Below are 19,803 nucleotides of genomic sequence, written 5' to 3'. Positions count from 1 at the left end.
CTAATTTATGCAATTTTCTTATTCTTGGCTAAAAACTCAAGCCAATCCTAATCTTTCTGCCGATGAGTTCACTCATTTGCTGACTATGTCCGGTTTGGAAGTGGAAGAAGCCGACTCAGCGGCGCCGGCATTTTCCGGTGTGGTGGTGGCCGAAGTGAAATCGGTGGAAAAACACCCTGATGCCGACCGTTTGAATATTACCCAAGTGGATGCGGGCACAGGCGAGCTGATTCAGATTGTTTGCGGTGCGCCGAATGTGCGTGCGGGAATTAAAGTGCCGTGTGCCTTGCCGGGTGCGGTCTTGCCGGGCAATTTTAAAATCAAGCCGACAAAAATGCGCGGGCAGGTTTCCAACGGTATGTTGTGTTCTGCCAAAGAATTGGGCTTGCCTGAAGATGTAGACGGTTTGCTGGTGTTGCCCGAAGATGCGCCGGTCGGCCAAAATATCCGTGAATATCTGGATTTGGACGACACGTTATTCACTTTGAAAATCACGCCGAACCGTACCGACTGCCTGAGCATTAAAGGCTTGGCACGCGAAGTGGCAGCGTTAACGCAATGCGAGAATCGGCCTGCTGCCATTCAGACGGCCGCTGTCGAAAGCAAGAAAACCCAACCGGTTCGTATTGATGCGCCCGAAGATTGCGGCCGTTTTTTAAGCCGTGTCATCGAAGGGGTGAATGCGCAAGCGCCTACGCCTGCTTGGATAAAACAGCGTTTGATTCGCAGCGGTGTGCGCAGTATTTCCGCATTGGTGGATATCGGCAACTATGTGATGCTTGAGCTCGGTCAGCCGATGCACGTTTTCGATGCCGATAAATTGAGCGGCAGCCTGATTGTGCGCAGAGCGAAAGAAGGTGAAACGCTGGCGTGTTTGAATGATAAAACGGTGACTCTGGCGGATAACACTTTGGTGGTTGCCGATGAGCGGCAGGCTTTGAGCATGGCCGGTTTGATGGGTGGCGAATATAGTGCGGTAACAGACGACACCCAAAATATTGTGCTTGAATCGGCTTGGTTTGCACCAGCGGCGATTGCCGGAAAATCGCGCCAATATGGTTTCGGTTCGGATTCTTCGTTCCGTTTCGAGCGCGGCGTGGATTTTGAATTGCAACGTGATGCGATTGAGCGTGTGAGCGAGTTGGTTTTGGCTGTTTGCGGCGGGCAGGCTGGTGAGATTGTGGAAGCCGTCGGCAATCTGCCTGAGCGTAATAAGGTATCGGTACGTACGCAGCGCGTTGAAAAATTATTGGGTGTGGCGATTGATGAGGCGCGTATCCAAACGATTTTAGCCGCACTCGGATTGCAGCCGCAAAAGATTTCAGACGGCCTGCAAGTCACTTCGCCGAGCTTCCGTTTTGATATTGAAATCGAAGCGGATTTGATTGAAGAAATCGCCCGTGTGTACGGCTATGAGAATATTCCCGATGATTATACCGACGGCTGTCTGTCTATGATGGCGCTGCCGGAAAACCGCCGTTCCCGTTTTGCGGTGTATAACCACATGGCGGCGCGCGGTTATCAGGAAGTGGTGAGTTATGCGTTTGTGAATGAGCAATGGGAACATGACTTCGCCAATAATGACAACCCTATCCGTTTGCAAAACCCGTTGGCGGTACAATACAGCGTGATGCGTTCTACCTTAATCGGCGGTTTGGTGGAAATTTTGCAAAACAATCTCAACCGCAAACAAAACCGCGTGCGTTTGTTTGAAATTGCCCGTGTGTTCAATAAAGATTCAGACGGCCGTTTCGTTCAAAAAGAGCGTTTGGGCGGTTTGGTTTATGGTTCTGCCTTGCCGGAACAATGGGGCGAGAAAACGCGTGCTGCTGATTTTTATGATGTAAAAGGCGATTTGGAAGATATTTTAGCGGGTCGCGAAGTATCGTTTGTAAAAGCCGAGCATCCGGCACTACACCCCGGCCGCACTGCTGAAATTATTGCTGATGGCCGTGTGATTGGCTTTATCGGTGAGTTGCATCCGCAATGGTTGCAAAAATATGACTTGCCGCAAGCGGCTTTGGTGTTTGAAGTGGATATGGATGCGGTGTCGGCTCGTGAAAAAACGGTTTATTCCCCGGTTTCCAAATTCCAACCGGTGCGCCGCGATTTGGCATTTGTGATGCCCGAGCAGACTACGCACGATGAACTGATTCATGCGCTGAAAACAGTTAAAACTTCATTATTGCGCGATATCACCGTATTCGACGTTTATCGCGGAACCGGCTTGCCCGAAGGCATGAAGAGCATGGCGGTGAAAGTGATTTTGCAGGATATGGAAGCCACGTTAACCGATGAGGCTGTCGAGCAAGTAGTTGAAAAACTGGTGAAAGCCGCTGAAAGTGCGGGCGCGCAACTGCGACAATAAAAAATATGATATTCTCTTGAATCCTAATAAAAAATTAGTGATAATCCATATCTGTTAAAAAATGAAGGTAATAACATGACATTAACGAAAGCAGAACTGGCGGATATTTTGGTAGAAAAAGTAAGCAGTGTCACCAAAAATGATGCTAAAGAAATCGTCGAACTCTTTTTTGAAGAAATCCGTGCTACTTTGGCGCGCGGTGAAGAAATTAAAATTTCCGGTTTCGGCAATTTCCAATTGAGGGACAAACCACAACGCCCCGGACGTAATCCGAAAACCGGCGAAGAAGTACCCATTACCGCACGTCGGGTAGTGACTTTCCATGCAAGCCAAAAGCTTAAAGGCATGGTGGAGCATTACTATGACAAACAACGCTAATATTGCTTTAACGGTTCCTGCCAAACGCTATTTCACACTACATGAAATGTGCGAATTGCTTCAAATCAGCCCCGCGCAGTTCGCTCAATGGCAACATGAAAACGGTGTGGTGGTCGGCTATGGCGGAAACCACTATAGCCGTTCGGATGTTGTGAAACTGTTAAAGCTGAAAGACACTTTCGCACCATTTGTCGATCCGTTTAATCACAATGCTTTGGATGCGTCCGGACAGCCTGCGATTCAGGCTGAAGAAATGCGGGCTGAATTAGAGAAAATGTTGGGCGGCATCGAAAAAGTGCTTGCCAGTTGAATGATGTGATTCTATAATCGCGTTCTCTTTCGTGTCGGAGTGTGGCGCAGTCTGGTAGCGCACTTGCATGGGGTGCAAGGGGTCGAAGGTTCGAATCCTTTCACTCCGACCAACAATATTAAAAAGTCAGCTACACATTAGCTGGCTTTTTTTCTTTGTGAAACCACTGTTCCCGCTTGGCTTGGGGGGAAACAGCCAATCATAATCATTTGATATTGGGCATTTATAAAAGTAGTAGGTTTAAATTTATCAAGTGCATCATTCAATATCAGCTTATGGCCGTCTGAAAATAAGATTCAGACGGCCTCAAATGAGAAATAATCATGAAACCGTCTATTTTAGAAAAACTGCAACAATTGGCAGAACGTTTGGAAGAGGTAACGCATTTACTCGGGCAGCCGGAAGCCACTGAAGATATGGATAATTACCGCAAACTCACCCGCGAGCATGCAGAAATTACACCGGTGGTGGAAGCGTTCCAGCAATATCAGCGGGCACAAAGCGATTTATCCGATGCACAGGAAATGCTTGCCGATCCGGAAATGAAAGAATTTGCGGCAGAAGAAATAGAGGCTGCCGAAGCGCGTATCGAAGCGTTGGAAACAGAGTTGCAAAAATTATTGCTGCCTAAAGATGCCGATGACGATAAAAATATTTTTATCGAGGTGCGCGCGGGTACGGGCGGTGATGAAGCAGCTTTGTTTGCCGGCGATTTATTGCGAATGTATAGCCGCTATGCCGAGCGTAATAACTGGCAGGTTGAAGTGATTTCGTCTAATGAAAGTGATTTGGGCGGATTTAAAGAAGTGATTGTGCGCATTATCGGCTTGGGTGCATACAGTAAACTCAAATTCGAATCGGGCGGGCATCGTGTTCAAAGGGTGCCGGCTACGGAAAGTCAGGGCCGTATCCATACTTCGGCTTGTACGGTTGCAGTGATGCCTGAAGCGGATGAATTGGAAGAAATTCAGTTGAATCCGGCCGATTTGCGCATTGATACGTTTCGTGCATCGGGTGCGGGCGGTCAGCATATTAATAAAACCGATTCTGCCGTGAGGATTACCCACTTGCCAACCGGAATGGTGGTCGAATGCCAAGACGGGCGTTCGCAACACAGTAATAAAGCGCAGGCCATGAAAGTGTTGGCGGCAAGGCTGAACGATGCGCAAAAACGTGAGGCGCAAGCCAAAGAAGCGGCCGAACGTAAAAGTTTAATCGGTAGCGGCGACCGTAGCGAACGTATCCGGACTTATAATTATCCTCAAGGCCGTGTCACCGATCACCGTATTAATTTAACCTTACATAAACTGGATTTTATTATGGATGGTGATTTGGATGAGTTAACCTCGGCATTGATAGCCGAGCATCAGGCGGAATTGTTGGCGAAAATGGGGGAATAAATCTATTATCGAATCGGATTAAATTATTTTGTGATAGATTTTATATGGAAAAGCCGTCTGAAATATTTCAGACGGCTTTTTTAATAGTATGATAGTCATGCATTGAATATATTTTATGCTGTTAAGTTTTATGTTTAACGGGTATTTATATTTTATGAGTTGTTTTTCTTATCGTTAATTTACATTTTGCGCAAAAATATCCCAGTCGTTATCTTTTTTTAACAATATTTGTGTTTTGTGCAGAAAGATACTTGCTGTTATTGTATATATTTGTTAATATTCGTTTCGTAATGAAGGCAGGCAGTTTCAGCCGGTTTACATTCCTTTTCATCGATTTTTTTTATAGTGCCGCCTAATGCATATTTCAGGCGGCCTTTTTTTATAATTTTAAAATTATTTGTCATATATTACTTGCTTGCAATAAGTGATAAGTTAAGAAAGATGATGGGGCCGACTATTTTTTCTATTTTGCGTGTTTCAGACGGCCTGCATGATTTGTGTACGGATGGTTTGCTCCATATTTCATTTCATAAGACAATAACGACAAATCCATCTTCAATATAAAGGAAAATTTATGACCACCTTCCCAATCGCCCGTATTGGTGAAAAAACGCTTGAGATTCAAGGAAAGATGGCTAACCGGCATGGATTGGTTGCCGGTGCGACCGGTACGGGTAAAACCGTTACCTTACGCCGTATGGCAGAAGCCTTTAGTCAGCAGGGCATACCGGTATTTCTAGCCGATGTGAAAGGTGATTTATCCGGTATGGTCAATGCGGGTAATAATAGTGGCAAAGTAGGCGAACGCATGACCGATTTTGGCTTGGGTAGCGATTGGCTACAAGGTTTTCCCGTACGCTTTTGGGATGTTTTCGGTGAAACCGGTATTCCTATTCGGGTAACTATATCTGAAATGGGACCGATGTTGCTGGCCCGGTTGATGAATTTGAATGATACTCAGGAAGGCTTGCTCAATTTAGTGTTCCGCGTGGCAGATGATCATGGTTGGCATTTGATTGATTTGAAAGATCTACGCGGATTACTCAAACATGTTGCCGATAATGCTTCGGAATATCGAAGCAAATATGGCAATGTATCTTCTGCCAGTGTCGGGGCGGTACAACGGCAATTACTGACGCTGGAAAATCAGGGTGCGGAAAAATTATTTGGTGAGCCTGAATTAAACTTGGAAGATTGGATGCAGACGGAAGACGGTAAAGGCGTGATTAATATCCTGAATGCCGAAAAATTGATGCGTTCGCCAAGGATGTACAGTGCATTTCTATTGTGGATGTTGGCCGAGCTGTTTGAAAATTTACCTGAAGTGGGCGATTTGGATAAGCCTAAATTCGTGATGTTCTTTGATGAAGCGCATTTATTATTCGATAATGCGCCGGCAGTGCTGGTGGAACAAATCGAACAAGTGGTTCGGCTGATACGCTCTAAAGGTGTGGGGGTATATTTTGTTACCCAAAATCCTTTGGATTTACCGGATACGATTTTGGGACAATTAGGCAACCGCGTCCAGCATGCCTTGCGTGCATTTACACCCCGTGATCAAAAGGCGGTGAAAGCCGCAGCGGAAACATTCCGTAGTAATCCTGATATTAATGTTGCGGAGGCCATTGCTGAATTAGGAATAGGTGAGGCATTGGTTTCTTTTCTGGATGAAAAAGGTATGCCCGAACCGGTGGAGCGTGCATTGATACTGCCGCCCCAATCGGCATTAACACCGTTGACGGCATCTGATCGTAATAGCCGCTTCCAAAACGATATGCTTTTTAGCCATTATAAAGACAGCATAGATAATTATTCGGCTTATGAAGCACTGGTTGAATTAGAACAAAAAGCGGCAGTACAACAAACTGAAGTTGCTGAGAAAAAAACGGCCAAACCCGCTAGGCAAAACGATGACTCATCACAAGGTGGCGGTTTAATCAGTGGTTTTTTAGGCGGGTTATTCGGTAGTCGCAAAAAGTCCCGCCAGGGTGCTGCTTATAATTTGGCCGATAGCGTGGGCAATCAGATTAATAAGCAGGTTACCCGTACGATTTCAAGAAGTGTGATGGGTGTAATTAAAAACATGTTGAAATAAAAACGGAGTCATTTTCTTATATGGTTAAAGCCGTCTGAACGATTCAGACGGCTTTTTTGGTAGTGATTGCAATGATTACGAATGAAGCTAAGTAATGATTTTCTATGTTTATGTTATTTGAGAATAATATAACATAGAATAACTGCATTGCATATTAAAAACCGTTTGGGCAGTAGGGCGGTTAGATTAGCCAGATGGTTTGTTGTTTACTCAGTTTGATAAAAATAGCTTTTTAAGCATATTGATAATATTCAATTGAATAGCTAAGTAAACAATTGCGCTGCCGGAAAGCTAGTGCATAACCGCCTTGCCGTGCAAAGCCATCATGAGTTCGGCACCGATAAGTGCCGGTAGCTCTGATTTGTGAGCCCATAAAACCAAAAGTGTTAAGACTTTTGCCATGTCGACGGTAATTTCTTCGGGCGGCAGATGTTGTAGGGCATGAACAACAAATTCACGCTGTTCGCCGTTAATCGCTTCCGCATCATCCAATAAATATAATAGGCTGATGACATCTTGGGGCAGGCTTTTCAGCTCCTCTTCGCAATATACACGGATGGCGTCCTTATGGTATTGGGTTTCGGACACTTCCGGGCAGTTTGCCAATACCTCAAGCAACATTAAGGCTTGGTTAATTTCAATATCGTTGAAGCCGATATCTTCTAAAATTTGCCCCAAATCTGAAGGAGGCGGGCAGGCGTCTAAGTCGTAAAAGTGTTTGATTAAAAAGGCAATTACATCGGCCATGATATTTCCTTGTTGTTATTTGATTCTCTGGTAACGTCCACCGGGCAGAGAAGCAACAATATTGTCGAGTTCAAGTTCGAGCAGTTGTGCATATATATCTGCCGTGGGCATATTGAGTGTCTGTGCCAAATTATCTGGATGGATAGGACCATAGCCTAACGCTGTTAAAATCGGATTTTCAGACGGCTTAATTTCCGTCGTATTATCAGATGCCTGCTCCGAAACCGGCTCGCTGTGTCGAACAATGTGTTTGACGGGGGCAGGTTCGGAAAGTGAAGGACACTCGGATAAAATATCATCCAAGCACTCCACCAGCTTGGCACCTTCTTTAATCAATTTATGACAGCCTTTACTATGGGGGTTGTCGATGGAACCGGGTACGGCCATGACTTCCCGCCCCATTTCTCCGGCCAGCCTGGCTGTAATCAGCGAACCTGATTCAGGTGCCGCCTCAACAACCAGTACGGCTTTCGATAATGCAGCAATAATGCGGTTACGGCGGGGAAAATTACCGGCCAAAGGGCGGGTGCCCAATGGGAATTCACTGATAATTAACCCTTTTTCGGCAATTTGATAGGCAAGATCTTGGTTAGACTGCGGATAAATACGGTCTATACCTGTACCCCATACGGCGATGGTGCCGCCGTTTTCTGACAATGCACCTTGATGCGCTGCCGTATCAATGCCTGAAGCCATACCGGACACTACGGGAATATCATGCTTGCTTATGGCTTTGCTAAAGTCGTGTGCAATCCGCAATGCCTGTGGTGTGGCATGACGGCTGCCGACAATGGCAATAGCAGGCTGTTGCAGTAATTCGACACGGCCGCGTAGAAACAATAATGGCGGCGGTGTGATTCCTTCTGTCAACATGGTAGGAAAGTCATTGTCACACAACAACATCAGCCGGCATTGCTCTTGGTTTTCCCAATTAAAAGCGGCTTCAGCTGCTGTGATGGCCTGACTGTTTTTCCCTTTCCATGCTTCAACGGCCTGCTTATGGCGAACGAGTTTGCTGACTGCTTCTGCAGGTGCGGCCAGGGCGGCTTGTGCGGAACCATAATATTGAATGAGGGCCAAAAAGCTTTCCGGTCCGATATATGGTGTTAATGCAAGTTGTGCCCAGGCAAACCGTTCTGAATGATTCATGGCAAGCCCCGTAATGTGTTTATTTATTTTTAATAAACTAAGTTATATTTTTTTATGTTTCGCATTTTATCTTTTTTGTAATTATTTGTTAATAATTTGATGTGTAAATTAACAAATTATTTTATCGAATACTCAATAATGAATAGTAGGGGAGATGAAGATATATTGAAGTATAAGGTGCAAAAAAAGGATAAATAGAGGAAATTAGTAAATAATATATTTTCTTTCAATGGGTTAATTTTTTATGTTCGGATTTTTCTGATAAAGCATAATTAAATAATAATGTTGTCAGGTGTGTTCGGTATCGGGTTTGTATTGTCTCTAAAATACCAATAAAAAAACACACGGCCGAATTTATGCCGTGTGTTGGTGATATAACGATTAATTAAGGGTTGATATTACTTTTCATGTTATATTCATTATACTCGGTATCATGAGATTCTTGTGACATATTGACTACATGACGCATATCATCTGCCATATTATCCAAATCTTGTCCGGGTTCTGAGGCTGTGTCGCCAATATTGATATTGGTCAGGCTTTCCAAGATGATGGCGGAAGCCAGATTTTGACCTGTACGGTAGACCATTGCTAGTCCGGCTTCTTCAGCGGGAATTGAGACATATTTCACCACACTACGATTGCCCCGGATACCATTTTCCAGATCCACTCTAACTTGACGGTCGCGTTTGTAAAGGCTTAATACCGTACCCTTATCCAAACCGTCGGCTTCACCTTTGTTTAGGGTAATGGTTTGGAATTGCCCTGCTTCGCTAATACCGTCAAAAATAGAAACAACTGTGGCATTAATGTGGCGGCTTGGTGCATGCGGCATGATTTGGAAACCATCACGCTCATCGGTCATTTTCAATAAGAAGTCACCTTTGCGTACTTCGGATACGGCTTCTTCGACAACCATCGGCTGAGCGGTTTCCGTAGGTACTTTTAACAGAGGGTGCAGACGGGTATAGTATTGGTTTTCTTTCAGATATTTGGCATCTTCTTCGCTGCGGGCATCCAGTGCGCTGTTGGTATAAGGTAAGGTACTGACAATGCCGCTGAATACGACTTCTTGTCCGAGATATTTATGGGTTTGCGGATCTACAATATCTTTGCGGACACGGTAAACCAAATAGCGGCCGGGTTCGGTAATACCGTAGGCGTAAACACGGTCTCCTTTGCTATACAGAATGCTGTTATCCGGGCCATCTATCAGGCGCGGAGCATCTTGGGTTTGCATTTGCGGGATGACTTGGGGATGTTGCATAAACATACGGTAGAAGTCGACATTGACGGTTTGAATGCCGTAGCCGGAAGAAACTTCGCGTACCCGCGGTGCCAGTTTAATTACAGGAATGCCGTCTTCATTGGAAGCACGGTTTTCAAAATCCAGTCTTGGTTGTCCGTTAATATAGCGTAAAACCAACACTTGACCCGGATAAATCATATGCGGATTACGAATAGTTTGGCGATTTGCGCCCCATAGGCGGCTCCATTGCCACGGACTATATAAAAATTTGCCCGAAATACCCCATAAAGTATCCCCTTGTTTGACAACATAACGCTGAGGCGCGTTTGGGCGGAGTTTTAGCTCGGCGGCAACGGATTGGCCGGAAATAGCCAAACCCAAGGCGCAAAGCAAGGTTATAATACGTTTGTGCATGACTGCTCCCCTTGAAATTGAATCGGTTATCTTTAAATTAAAAGATATAGATTAATTTAAATAATGAGTTTAATGACTCTCTATACTGAATTTAGGTTAATATTTTACCATTGAATATTGCGAATATCATAGCGTTATACACACATATTTTTACATTTGAGATTAAATTATGGCATTACTTAACATTCTTAAGTATCCCGACGAGCGTTTACATACTGTAGCCAAACCAGTGGCTGAAATCGACGACCGTATTAAAACGCTGACAAAGGATATGTTGGAAACAATGTACGAAGCCCGAGGTATCGGTTTGGCAGCCACGCAGGTGGATGTGCATGAACGGGTGGTTGTGATGGACTTATCGGAAGAGCAAAATGAGCCACGGGTGTTTATTAATCCGATTATCACGCACAAAAATGGTGAAACCACTTATGAAGAAGGTTGTTTGTCTGTGCCGGGTATTTATGACACGGTTACCCGTGCCGAGCAGGTAACGGTTGAAGCGTTTAACGAGGAAGGTGAAAAATTCACCTTGGAAGCCGACGGATTGCTAGCGATTTGTATTCAACATGAATTGGATCACCTTGCCGGCAAAGTATTTGTCGAGTATCTGTCTGCTTTGAAGCAGAATCGCATTAAAACCAAATTAAAAAAACGTGCTAAGCACAATTTATAAATTTCAGACGGCCTATTTCAAATATGAGAGTTATTTTTGCAGGTACTCCTGATTTTTCTGCGGCAGCTTTAAAGGCTATTGCTGCCGCAGGTTTTGATATCCCTTTAGTGTTGACGCAACCGGACCGCCCCAAAGGGCGGGGAATGAAACTTCAGCCGTCTGCGGTTAAGCAAGCGGCTATTGAGCTTGGATTAACCGTTGCTCAACCATCTAGTTTAAAGAGCGAAGATGCTCAGGAAATGTTGCGACAGCAGAAAGCCGATGTAATGGTCGTTGCTGCATATGGATTGATTTTGCCTAAAAGTGTTTTGACTATTCCGACACATGGTTGCTTGAATATTCATGCTTCACTGTTACCTCGCTGGCGTGGTGCGGCACCGATACAGCGGGCAGTGGAAGCAGGGGATACTGAAACAGGTGTGTGTATCATGCAAATGGATGAGGGGTTGGATACCGGCGATGTGGTTAGTGAGCATCGTTATGCCATTCAGCAGCATGATACGGCAGGCGATGTACATGATGCTTTAATGTTACTGGGAGCGCAGGCAATTGTTGCTGATTTGCAACGTTTGCAACAAGAAGGCCGTCTGAAAAGCACGCCTCAACCTGAAAACGGTGTAACGTATGCACATAAATTAGCTAAAGAAGAAGCCAGAATCAATTGGCATGAACCTGCCGAAGTAGTGGAACGTAAAATCCGTGCTTTTAATCCGGTGCCGTCTGCGTGGACGGAGTATCAGGGCAAACCTTTAAAAATCTGGCGGGCCGAAGTGGCAGATTATAGCGGCGTTGCCGGCGAAGTTTTGCATTGTGGTTCAGACGGCCTGATTGTGGCTTGTGGAGAGCAGGCTTTGAGAATTACCGAACTCCAACCCGCAGGTAGTAAACGTATGTTGATTGCTGCATTTGCAGCAGGTAAACATATTGAAGTAGGGGCGCAATTATGAGTATGGCGCTGGTTCAAAAACTGGCGGCAGAAAGTGTGGTAGGAGTCCGTTCGGGACAAAACCTGCAAGATGTATTGGCGGCCATCCGCCAGCGTTATCCTGATTTAAGTCCCCAAGAAAATGGCGGTTTGCAGGATATTGCTTATGGTACGCAACGATATCGTGGCAGTTTGCATTTTATGCTAAGTAAAATGTTGAAAAAACCGATTACAGATTTAAAGTTGGAAAGCTTATTGCTGGTAGCATTGTATCAATTGGCTTATACGCGCAATGCATCTCATGCGGTTGTCAATGAAGCGGTGGAAGGTATTGCTGCCATTGGTAAGGGGCAATACCGATCTTTTGCTAATGCAGTGTTACGACGGTTTCTAAGAGAGCAGGATCAGCTTACTGCCCTATGCAAGAAAAATGATATGGCCAAATATAATTTGCCGGAATGGTGGATTCATTATTTGCAAAACCATTATCCCAAGCATTGGCATAATATCGTTGCAGTTTGGCAACAGTTGCCGCCGATGACTTTGCGTGTTAACCGGCGTCGGCTTAATGCCGAGCAATATATTGAATTACTCCGACAAGCCGATATTGATGGCAAGGCTTTAGATGACTATGCAGTCATGTTGTCGGATGCAGTACCTGTTCATCGGTTGCCTGGTTTTTCAGAAGGTGTAGTGTCCGTTCAAGATTTTGGTGCACAACAAGCAGCTTATTTATTGAAGCCTAAAAACGGCGAAAGAATTTTAGATGCGTGTGCTGCGCCCGGTGGTAAAACAGGGCATATTTTAGAATATGCAGATTGTGATGTGACTGCCTTGGATATTGATAAAGGTCGTCTGAAACGGGTAGCCGATAATTTGCAACGCTTGGGATTTCAGACGGCCACCTTACAATGCGCCGATGCAAAAGATATACAAGCTTGGTATGACGGACAGGCATTTGATGCTATATTGGCCGATGTACCTTGTACCGCATCCGGTGTGGTTCGGCGTAATCCTGATATTAAGTGGTTGCGACGTCCGGGGGATGCCATGAAAACTGCCCGTCAACAAGAAGCACTTCTCGACGTACTCTGGCAGACTTTGACGAAAAACGGCAGAATGCTTTTGGCAACTTGTTCGGTATTTGTTGAGGAAAATGAACAGCAACTGCAAAAATTTTTAAACCGCCATGCCGATGCCGTTTGTTCGGAATCGCATGTGCTTCTTCCGAATAAACAGCAAGATGGCTTTTATTATGCGCTTATTCAAAAGCAGTAGCAGATTACTGTTTTTGCTCACTTTGATGATGTTGTCTTTTCAGGCGACAGCAGAAGGGATAAGTGCGACCCGATTGCAGGCAGCATTGACAACCTCCGGACAAATGTCAGTGAGTAGCCGTTTCCAAACTATCTTACCTGATCAATTAAAACAGGTTTTAAATCAAGGTGTACCACTTAATTTTACTTTAAGTTATCAGCTTTCTGCGCCGACTGTCGCAGCATATCGTTTTAAATTCGGGCAATTGGTGAGTGGTGATACTACGATTCATTACAAACTTTCTTATCATCCTTTAACCAATCGTTATCGGGTAGCCGTTGGTACTTTTTCTACAGAATATAACAGTTTGGAAACGGCCTTGCGTGCCATTGGTGCAGTGGCAAATTGGCGGGTATTGAGTAGTGGGGCGCTTGATGGTGTTTCAGCTAAAGAAGCTAAAGCGGAAATTCGTTTGGTTCTTAGCACTTCACAATTACCTAAACCTTTCCAAATCAATGCATTGACTTCTAAAAATTGGCAGCTTGATTCGGGTTGGCAATCTTTGAGTATTTCGCAGGAATAAGCAATGCGCTATTTTCTTTTAACGGCAGGGCTGCTTTCCTTTGCATCACTTTATGTTTTGACCCTGGCAACTAAAAACGACAGTATTCTAAGTGATTATTTCTGGTGGATTATTGTATCCAGTGTAGTGCTGATTGTTGTTTTGCTGGCAGTATTGGTGCGCTACGTTTTATTGTTGATGCGTGATTTACGGAATGGTATTTTTGGATCGCAAATTGCCCGTAGGTTGGCAGGCATGTTTACATTGGTAGCCGTGTTGCCGGGATTGTTTCTTTTTGGTGTGTCTTCCCAATTTATTTCTAACAGCATTAATTCCTGGTTCGGTAATGATACGCATGAGGCGCTTGAACGTGGATTAAATCTGAGTAAGTCGGCACTGAATCTGGCTTTGGATAATACGATACGTGATGCCTCAGTATTGCAGGTGGATCTAATCAGCACATTTTCTAACAGAGCAGATTTAGCGAAACAATTAGCCGCCTTTCCCGATGCGGATAAATTTGATCAGTTGGCAATATATGATTTAAATACTGGTAATGCCGATGTTGTCCGTAATCCTAATAAACTACCAATTCCGGTTTTGGATAAGACTTCCCGTGATTTACTGGAAGAAACCGGTTCCGCTGGAAGCATAGAGAATCATAGTAACATTTTATATGCGAGAGGATGGCTGCCGCTGGTGGCTGTCGACGGTCATGATTATGCATTATTTTTTCGGCAGATTATTCCTGAAAATGTTGCCCAAGATGCAACGTTGATTGAAGCCGCACGTGCAAAATATGCTGAGTTAACGTATGCAAAACAAGGGCTGCAAACCTTTTTTCTCGTTACTTTATTAGTTGCAACGTTGCTGGCCATTATGTTGGCATTAGTTATGGCGCTTTATTTTGCCCGCCGTTTCGTCGAACCGGTTTTGTCGTTGGCGGAGGGAGCAAGGGCGGTTGCGAAAGGCGATTTTTCTCAAAAACGGCCTATTTACCGAAATGATGAATTTGGCAGACTAACGCATTTGTTTAACCATATGACAGAGCAACTTAGTATTGCTAAGGATGCAGACGAGCGTAATCGTTTACAGCAGGAGGCTGCACGCCACTATTTAGAGTGTGTGTTAGCCAGTCTTACAACAGGAGTTGTGACTGTTGATGATACGGGCCGTCTGAAAACATATAATGAAAGTGCGGAACATATTTTAGGTGTATCATTAAAAGAGTTAAAAGGGAGTAGTTGGTATAATTGGGCAGGCCTGGCACCGCAACAGGCGGTTTTAGCAGAAACATTTGCTTCAATAGTGGATACTGCGCCGTTAGATAAACCTGTCCAATTGAGTTATGCTGCACCGGATGAGGCCCGTATTTTATTGGCTAAGGCAACGATTTTACCTGATGACAATGATAATGGGATTGTTATGGTGTTTGATGATATTACCGCTTTAGTCCGTGCTCAAAAAGAAGCGGCATGGGGCGAAGTGGCAAAAAGACTGGCACACGAAATACGTAACCCATTAACACCGATTCAACTTTCTGCAGAAAGGTTGGCATGGAAATTGCATGATAAGTTGGATGGAACAGATGCACAGATTCTTACCCGCTCTACAGATACTATTGTCAAACAGGTTGCCGCCTTGAAAGAAATGGTCGAGGCATTTAGAAACTATGCTCGCGCACCCTCTCTTAAATTCGAACCACTGAATTTAAACCAACTCATTGAAGAAGTTTTACTTTTATATGAAGGTAGTGCATGTACATTTAAGGCTGATTTGAGTAATATACCTTTAATTATTAAAGCCGATACAACGGCTATACGCCAAGTATTGCATAATATTTTTAAAAATGCGGCGGAAGCTGCGGAAAATAGCTTATCCCCAATGGTTCATGTCCAAACTGGCCTTGATGATAACAATCAGGTTATGTTGATTGTGTCGAATAATGGTAAAAGCTTTAGTAAAGAAATGCTGCATCATGCTTTTGATCCATATGTTACCGATAAACCGACAGGTACAGGTTTGGGGTTGCCCGTGGTAAAAAAAATTATTGAAGAACATGGCGGCCGTATCAGCTTGAGTAACCTTACAGAAGAAGGTGGTGCGTGCGTCAATATAATCTTACCCAGATTGGTAGAAACTTATGCGCAGTAGCGATATTTTAATTGTTGATGATGAAATCGGCATTCGAGATCTTTTATCTGAAATTCTTCAGGATGAGGGGTATACGGTAACATTGGCTGAAAATGCCGAAGAAGCCCGTCAACTCAGACATCAAATACGTCCGGCTATGGTATTGCTAGATATTTGGATGCCAGATTGCGATGGGATTACGCTTTTAAAAGAGTGGGCAAAAAATGGGCAGCTCAATATGCCTGTTGTTATGATGAGTGGCCATGCAAGTATTGATACAGCAGTGGAAGCAACGAAAATAGGTGCATTGGATTTTCTTGAAAAACCTATTGCTTTGCAAAAGTTGCTTACTACTGTCGATCGAGCATTGAAATACGGAGAAATGCAGGCGGCTTCAGGGGTGTTATTGGATAAATTAGGAAACAGTCCTTCTATTCAAGAGCTGAATCGTGTGTTGGATACGGCTATTAAAAAGAATAAGTCTGCTTTGCTTTATGGTGAGCCTGGTTCGCCTTTTGAGTTGGTGGCACGTTATTTCCATAAAAGCGGTACCCCATGGGTTGAACCCAATAAAACGGAGCATATTGTTGATATTCCAAATGAATTGCTTCAAAAGGCTTCCGGCGGTATCCTATATTTGGGTGATATTGCCCAATATAGTAAAAGCTTGCAGCAGGGAATTGCATTTTTATTGTCAAAGGCAGAGCGGAGTAATGTGCGCATTATTTTTGCCAATAGTCGTTTTAAGGGGGATGCTTTAGAAAATCAGATAGATACAAAATTGCAAGATATCTTGCCTTCTTGTGTAGTAGAAATTCCTCCTTTACGCAATCAGTCGGAAGATATTGTTTTTTTTGTTGAACAAATTCTAAGTGAATTGGCAGAAACCCAAAAAATCCCTTTGGTAAAGTTTAGCCCCGGAGCCTTAGGTTTGTTGAAGCAATATGATTGGCCAGGTAATCTTGAGCAACTGCGTGGGGTGGTAAAAAACTTAGCTTTGGCATCTAAAGAAAATTTTGTAGATGAGCCAGAGGTTAGTGCTGCTTTAGGTGATATGACACGATTGCCGGTATCAGAAATGGTAGGCGGTTTTAACTTTAATATGCCTTTACGCGAACTTCGTGAAGAGCTTGAGCGGCGTTATTTTGAATATCATATTGTTCAGGAGAATCACAATATGAGTCGTGTTGCTCAAAAAGTAGGTTTGGAGCGAACACATTTGTATCGCAAATTAAAACAATTAGGTATTAATTTTTCCCGCAGGGGAAGTGATAAAAAATAATTAGAGTCATAGTTTTATTTAGTTTAATATGTTAAAACTTGGGCTGCCTGAAATATTATTTCAGGCAGCCCAAGTTTGTAATGAGGTAGTCAATTTATTTTTTATTGGACTATCTTTCGTATTAATTACGCTTTAGGCATATTTAATTTAATATTTAGATGGGATGTAAAATGATTTTTTACATAAATGCAACATACTGTAAATAAATTTTTATATTTCCATGTGAAACATTACATTTAACAAAACTTCATTATAAAATTGAGCTCCTGCACTAAAATCTTAGTAGATACCCTATAAAGTGTCTAACTTCTGAAATTTTTTATTGTAGGCACTTGGTTGTAATCTTTAAAAGAAAGTATGTATAGGGTGGTAGGTTTGTATTATTTATACAATGCTCTGGATGCATTTGTGATAAATGAAATCCACTATCTAGTTTAAAACGGTTTAAAAAGTAGAATTTTATGAAGAAATACGCACTACATTATTTTCCATTATCTATTATAGCTGTCTTGGTAATGTCAAGCGCCCAAGCTTCAGGGTACCACTTTGGTACACAGTCTGTTTCTGCACAAAGTACAGCCAATTCCTCTGCTGCAGAAGCGAGTGATGCATCTACACTATTTTATAATCCTGCGGGATTGACAAAGTTGGATGGAAATGAAGTTTCCGCATCCATTAATTTAGTAGCGCCGAATGTTAAATATCATGACGCAAGTGCGATTTATAATGGTGGGACAGAGGTTTCAAGAAGTGCTAGGGATGGGAAAATTACAGATGATATTGTTTTTGCTCCTCATTTATATGGTGCCTATAAAGTTAATAAAGATTTAACGGCAGGGTTGGGTGTTTATGTACCATTTGGTTCAGAAACAGAATATGATAGAGATTCTGTTTTGAGATACAATTTAAATAAAACTGAGTTGAAAACCATAGCGATTGAGCCTGTATTGGCATATAAGATAAATGAAAAACACTCTGTTGCTGTTGGTGCAATCGCACAATATAGTTCTGCAGGGTTAAGAAAATATGCGGATTGGGGGGCATCTGTTCGTCCTAACGTCGATACTAGCGGCTTAGGGGTTTTCGATGGACATGCCGAAGTTAAAGGTAAAGATTGGGGGTTTGGTTACCATTTGGCATGGATGTGGGATATTAATGAGAACACAAGGATAGGTGTTAACTATCGCTCACATGTTAAACATAATTTAAAAGGTAATGCTGATTGGGCCGCTGATGGGTTAGTGGCTAAGCAAATTTATGCTCAAACTATTGGACAGACTATTGGGAATGGTGGAACAGGGTATGTGCCACATGAAAAAGCCAGTCTGAAAATTACTACGCCGGAGTCTTTGTCGATCCATGGGTTGCATCGTATTTCATCTAAATGGAATGTTTTTGGTGATGTAACATGGACACGTCACTCACGCTTTAACAGAGCGGAATTGAAATTTGAAAATGCCAAACGTACACTTAGTGGGCAGGAGTCTAATCAAACAGTGATTTTGCCTAATTGGCGCAATACTTATAAAGTGGCACTTGGTGCATCATATCAAGTGAATGATCCGCTTCAAGTGAGATTTGGTGTTGCTTATGATCAGTCACCAGTGCGTAAAGCACAAGAAAGATTGGTAACTATGCCGGATAGTAATCGAATTTGGTATTCAATCGGTGCTAAATATGATTTAGATAAAAAACATATATTCAATATTGCATATAGCCATATACATATACAAGATGCAAATGCAGTTGTACAAGCGAAAACTTCTAATACGAATGTAAATACGGTGGACAGCAATGTTTCGTCTTTTGCACATTATAAGAGCAGTGCTAATATTTTAGGATTTCAATACAATTATAAATTCTAAACTAGTATAGGATATGAGTGTTTTAGATATATTAAATTTTTGATTGTACTTTAAATGCTGTTATACAGCCGTCTGGGAAGTCAGACGGCTTTGTTTTTGAATTTACAGGCAATAATAGAAAAAATTAATTTGAAGGCTGTTGTGTTATAATCGAAAATCGGTTTTGAAATTAAGATTTGTGAGGAAAGAAATGTCTCTCTTTATTACGGATGAGTGCATTAACTGTGATGTTTGCGAGCCTGAGTGTCCTAATGACGCAATTTCGCAGGGGGAAGAGATTTATGAAATAAACCCTAGCCTTTGTACTCAGTGTGTCGGACATTATGATGAACCGCAATGTCAGCAGGTATGTCCTGTGGATTGCATTCTGATTGATGAAGAGAATCCTGAAACTGAAGAGGAGTTGCAGGCTAAGTATGAACGAATTATTTTTGAAAAATAAAGTTATTTAAAATTAATCTCATAGTTATAAAAAAAAATAAGATAGTTAAATTGTCTTGACTAAGAAAAATAAATCTATATAATCACGTTTCTCTTTATGGAGGGATTCCCGAGCGGTCAAAGGGGGCAGACTGTAAATCTGTTGCGAAAGCTTCGAAGGTTCGAATCCTTCTCCCTCCACCATAATCCAATCTTTAAATATATTGGAGCAGAGAAGAAATTAAAGTAAGCGGGTGTAGCTCAATGGTAGAGCAGAAGCCTTCCAAGCTTACGGTGAGGGTTCGATTCCCTTCACCCGCTCCAAATAATTCGCCCATGTAGCTCAGGGGTAGAGCACTCCCTTGGTAAGGGAGAGGTCGGCAGTTCAATTCTGCCCATGGGCACCATCAGTTAATTGCAAACAAAAAGCTTTAGGAATAGGAAATTGCCATGGCTAAAGAAAAATTCGAGCGGAGCAAACCGCACGTAAACGTTGGCACCATTGGTCACGTTGACCATGGTAAAACTACATTGACTGCTGCATTGACCACTATTTTGTCTGAAAAATTCGGCGGT

17 protein-coding genes, 4 tRNA genes and 2 pseudogenes are annotated in these 19,803 nt (G+C 43.1%); 18 read left to right on the top strand and 5 right to left on the bottom strand.

Annotation, left to right across the window (positions count from 1 at the left end):
- The first annotated feature begins 7 nt into the window (after positions 1-7).
- From pheT to prfA, 5 genes are all read left to right on the top strand, one after another.
- Positions 8-2,368, top strand: coding sequence for a phenylalanine--tRNA ligase subunit beta (pheT, locus tag NXS09_RS09395; protein ID WP_259292264.1), 2,361 nt, complete (start codon positions 8-10; stop codon positions 2,366-2,368).
- 75 nt (positions 2,369-2,443) lie between these two features.
- Positions 2,444-2,746 carry an integration host factor subunit alpha gene (locus NXS09_RS09390; protein ID WP_054598949.1) on the top strand — a complete coding sequence of 101 codons (303 nt, stop codon included), beginning with the start codon at positions 2,444-2,446 and terminating at the stop codon, positions 2,744-2,746.
- Complete coding sequence (locus NXS09_RS09385) at positions 2,730-3,056, top strand: hypothetical protein (RefSeq protein ID WP_151050212.1); 327 nt, start codon at positions 2,730-2,732, stop codon at positions 3,054-3,056. The genes NXS09_RS09390 and NXS09_RS09385 overlap by 17 nt, the downstream gene beginning before the upstream one ends.
- A 35-nt stretch (positions 3,057-3,091) precedes the next feature.
- A tRNA-Pro gene (locus NXS09_RS09380) sits at positions 3,092-3,168 on the top strand.
- A 211-nt stretch (positions 3,169-3,379) separates the two neighbouring features.
- Positions 3,380-4,456, top strand: a complete 1,077-nt coding sequence (gene prfA / locus NXS09_RS09375; RefSeq protein ID WP_259292263.1) for a peptide chain release factor 1 — start codon at positions 3,380-3,382, stop codon at positions 4,454-4,456.
- Between the two features lie 257 nt (positions 4,457-4,713).
- Here the strand turns inward: prfA and NXS09_RS09370 are convergent, their stop codons facing one another.
- Complete coding sequence (locus tag NXS09_RS09370) at positions 4,714-4,860, bottom strand: hypothetical protein (RefSeq protein WP_259292262.1); 147 nt, start codon at positions 4,858-4,860, stop codon at positions 4,714-4,716.
- A 170-nt stretch (positions 4,861-5,030) separates the two neighbouring features.
- Here NXS09_RS09370 and NXS09_RS09365 point away from each other — a divergent pair, with 170 nt between their 5' ends.
- Entirely contained in the window at positions 5,031-6,551 is a 1,521-nt protein-coding gene (locus NXS09_RS09365; RefSeq protein ID WP_259292261.1) for a DUF853 domain-containing protein, read from the top strand.
- A gap of 291 nt (positions 6,552-6,842) precedes the next feature.
- Here NXS09_RS09365 and NXS09_RS09360 read toward each other — a convergent pair whose 3' ends face one another.
- The 4 genes and pseudogenes from NXS09_RS09360 to NXS09_RS09350 all read right to left on the bottom strand — a co-directional run bounded on the left by NXS09_RS09360 (position 6,843) and on the right by NXS09_RS09350 (position 10,110).
- Complete coding sequence (locus NXS09_RS09360) at positions 6,843-7,298, bottom strand: DUF494 family protein (RefSeq protein WP_259292260.1); 456 nt, start codon at positions 7,296-7,298, stop codon at positions 6,843-6,845.
- A gap of 15 nt (positions 7,299-7,313) precedes the next feature.
- Positions 7,314-7,490, bottom strand: a pseudogene (locus tag NXS09_RS10855) (DprA-like winged helix domain-containing protein); the annotation flags it as partial.
- An 84-nt stretch (positions 7,491-7,574) separates the two neighbouring features.
- A pseudogene (dprA, locus tag NXS09_RS09355) lies at positions 7,575-8,447 on the bottom strand (DNA-processing protein DprA); the annotation flags it as partial.
- A 385-nt stretch (positions 8,448-8,832) separates the two neighbouring features.
- Positions 8,833-10,110, bottom strand: coding sequence for a LysM peptidoglycan-binding domain-containing protein (locus NXS09_RS09350; RefSeq protein ID WP_259292258.1), 1,278 nt, complete (start codon positions 10,108-10,110; stop codon positions 8,833-8,835).
- A gap of 169 nt (positions 10,111-10,279) precedes the next feature.
- On the opposite strand from NXS09_RS09350, the gene def reads away from it, so the two are divergent.
- From def to NXS09_RS09290, 12 genes are all read left to right on the top strand, one after another.
- Positions 10,280-10,783, top strand: a complete 504-nt coding sequence (def, locus tag NXS09_RS09345) for a peptide deformylase (protein WP_259292257.1) — start codon at positions 10,280-10,282, stop codon at positions 10,781-10,783.
- Positions 10,784-10,806: 23 nt separating this feature from the next.
- A complete protein-coding gene (gene fmt, locus NXS09_RS09340; protein WP_259292256.1) occupies positions 10,807-11,730 on the top strand; it encodes a methionyl-tRNA formyltransferase in 924 nt (307 codons plus the stop codon).
- Complete coding sequence (gene rsmB, locus NXS09_RS09335) at positions 11,727-12,986, top strand: 16S rRNA (cytosine(967)-C(5))-methyltransferase RsmB (RefSeq protein WP_259292255.1); 1,260 nt, start codon at positions 11,727-11,729, stop codon at positions 12,984-12,986. Before fmt ends, rsmB begins: the two co-directional genes overlap by 4 nt.
- Positions 12,952-13,548 (top strand): DUF4390 domain-containing protein, encoded by a 597-nt coding sequence (locus NXS09_RS09330; protein WP_259292254.1) that lies wholly within the window; start codon positions 12,952-12,954, stop codon positions 13,546-13,548. Before rsmB ends, NXS09_RS09330 begins: the two co-directional genes overlap by 35 nt.
- Before the next feature lie 3 nt (positions 13,549-13,551).
- Positions 13,552-15,681 carry a sensor histidine kinase gene (locus NXS09_RS09325; RefSeq protein ID WP_259292253.1) on the top strand — a complete coding sequence of 710 codons (2,130 nt, stop codon included), beginning with the start codon at positions 13,552-13,554 and terminating at the stop codon, positions 15,679-15,681.
- Complete coding sequence (locus tag NXS09_RS09320; RefSeq protein ID WP_259292252.1) at positions 15,671-16,942, top strand: sigma-54-dependent transcriptional regulator; 1,272 nt, start codon at positions 15,671-15,673, stop codon at positions 16,940-16,942. Before NXS09_RS09325 ends, NXS09_RS09320 begins: the two co-directional genes overlap by 11 nt.
- Positions 16,943-17,403: 461 nt before the next feature.
- Entirely contained in the window at positions 17,404-18,807 is a 1,404-nt protein-coding gene (locus tag NXS09_RS09315; RefSeq protein ID WP_434803019.1) for an OmpP1/FadL family transporter, read from the top strand.
- A 190-nt stretch (positions 18,808-18,997) separates the two neighbouring features.
- Entirely contained in the window at positions 18,998-19,249 is a 252-nt protein-coding gene (locus NXS09_RS09310; RefSeq protein ID WP_151050237.1) for a YfhL family 4Fe-4S dicluster ferredoxin, read from the top strand.
- Positions 19,250-19,347: 98 nt separating this feature from the next.
- Positions 19,348-19,431: transfer RNA gene (locus NXS09_RS09305), tRNA-Tyr, on the top strand.
- Positions 19,432-19,477: 46 nt separating this feature from the next.
- Positions 19,478-19,551: transfer RNA gene (locus NXS09_RS09300), tRNA-Gly, on the top strand.
- Positions 19,552-19,559: 8 nt separating this feature from the next.
- Positions 19,560-19,634: transfer RNA gene (locus NXS09_RS09295), tRNA-Thr, on the top strand.
- 43 nt (positions 19,635-19,677) lie between these two features.
- Positions 19,678-19,803 (top strand): GTP-binding protein (locus NXS09_RS09290; RefSeq protein WP_259292089.1); only part of this gene is annotated, 126 nt, incomplete at its 3' end.

The sequence above is a fragment of the Neisseria montereyensis genome (assembly GCF_024834045.1).
GTDB lineage: Bacteria > Pseudomonadota > Gammaproteobacteria > Burkholderiales > Neisseriaceae > Neisseria > Neisseria montereyensis.
The sequence above is the reverse complement of the archived record's forward strand: the minus strand, read 5'-3'. Positions and strand labels throughout refer to the sequence as shown.

Coding starts and splice junctions, on each gene's coding strand:
- NXS09_RS09365 (WP_259292261.1), top strand. CDS start 5,031: ATGACCACCTTCCCAATCGCCCGTATTGGTGAAAAAACGCTTGAGATT.
- NXS09_RS09310 (WP_151050237.1), top strand. CDS start 18,998: ATGTCTCTCTTTATTACGGATGAGTGCATTAACTGTGATGTTTGCGAG.
- NXS09_RS09360 (WP_259292260.1), bottom strand. CDS start 7,298: ATGGCCGATGTAATTGCCTTTTTAATCAAACACTTTTACGACTTAGAC.
- pheT (WP_259292264.1), top strand. CDS start 8: ATGCAATTTTCTTATTCTTGGCTAAAAACTCAAGCCAATCCTAATCTT.
- NXS09_RS09350 (WP_259292258.1), bottom strand. CDS start 10,110: ATGCACAAACGTATTATAACCTTGCTTTGCGCCTTGGGTTTGGCTATT.
- fmt (WP_259292256.1), top strand. CDS start 10,807: ATGAGAGTTATTTTTGCAGGTACTCCTGATTTTTCTGCGGCAGCTTTA.
- NXS09_RS09325 (WP_259292253.1), top strand. CDS start 13,552: ATGCGCTATTTTCTTTTAACGGCAGGGCTGCTTTCCTTTGCATCACTT.
- NXS09_RS09390 (WP_054598949.1), top strand. CDS start 2,444: ATGACATTAACGAAAGCAGAACTGGCGGATATTTTGGTAGAAAAAGTA.
- rsmB (WP_259292255.1), top strand. CDS start 11,727: ATGAGTATGGCGCTGGTTCAAAAACTGGCGGCAGAAAGTGTGGTAGGA.
- def (WP_259292257.1), top strand. CDS start 10,280: ATGGCATTACTTAACATTCTTAAGTATCCCGACGAGCGTTTACATACT.
- NXS09_RS09385 (WP_151050212.1), top strand. CDS start 2,730: ATGACAAACAACGCTAATATTGCTTTAACGGTTCCTGCCAAACGCTAT.
- NXS09_RS09315 (WP_434803019.1), top strand. CDS start 17,404: ATGAAGAAATACGCACTACATTATTTTCCATTATCTATTATAGCTGTC.
- NXS09_RS09330 (WP_259292254.1), top strand. CDS start 12,952: ATGGCTTTTATTATGCGCTTATTCAAAAGCAGTAGCAGATTACTGTTT.
- prfA (WP_259292263.1), top strand. CDS start 3,380: ATGAAACCGTCTATTTTAGAAAAACTGCAACAATTGGCAGAACGTTTG.
- NXS09_RS09370 (WP_259292262.1), bottom strand. CDS start 4,860: ATGACAAATAATTTTAAAATTATAAAAAAAGGCCGCCTGAAATATGCA.
- NXS09_RS09320 (WP_259292252.1), top strand. CDS start 15,671: ATGCGCAGTAGCGATATTTTAATTGTTGATGATGAAATCGGCATTCGA.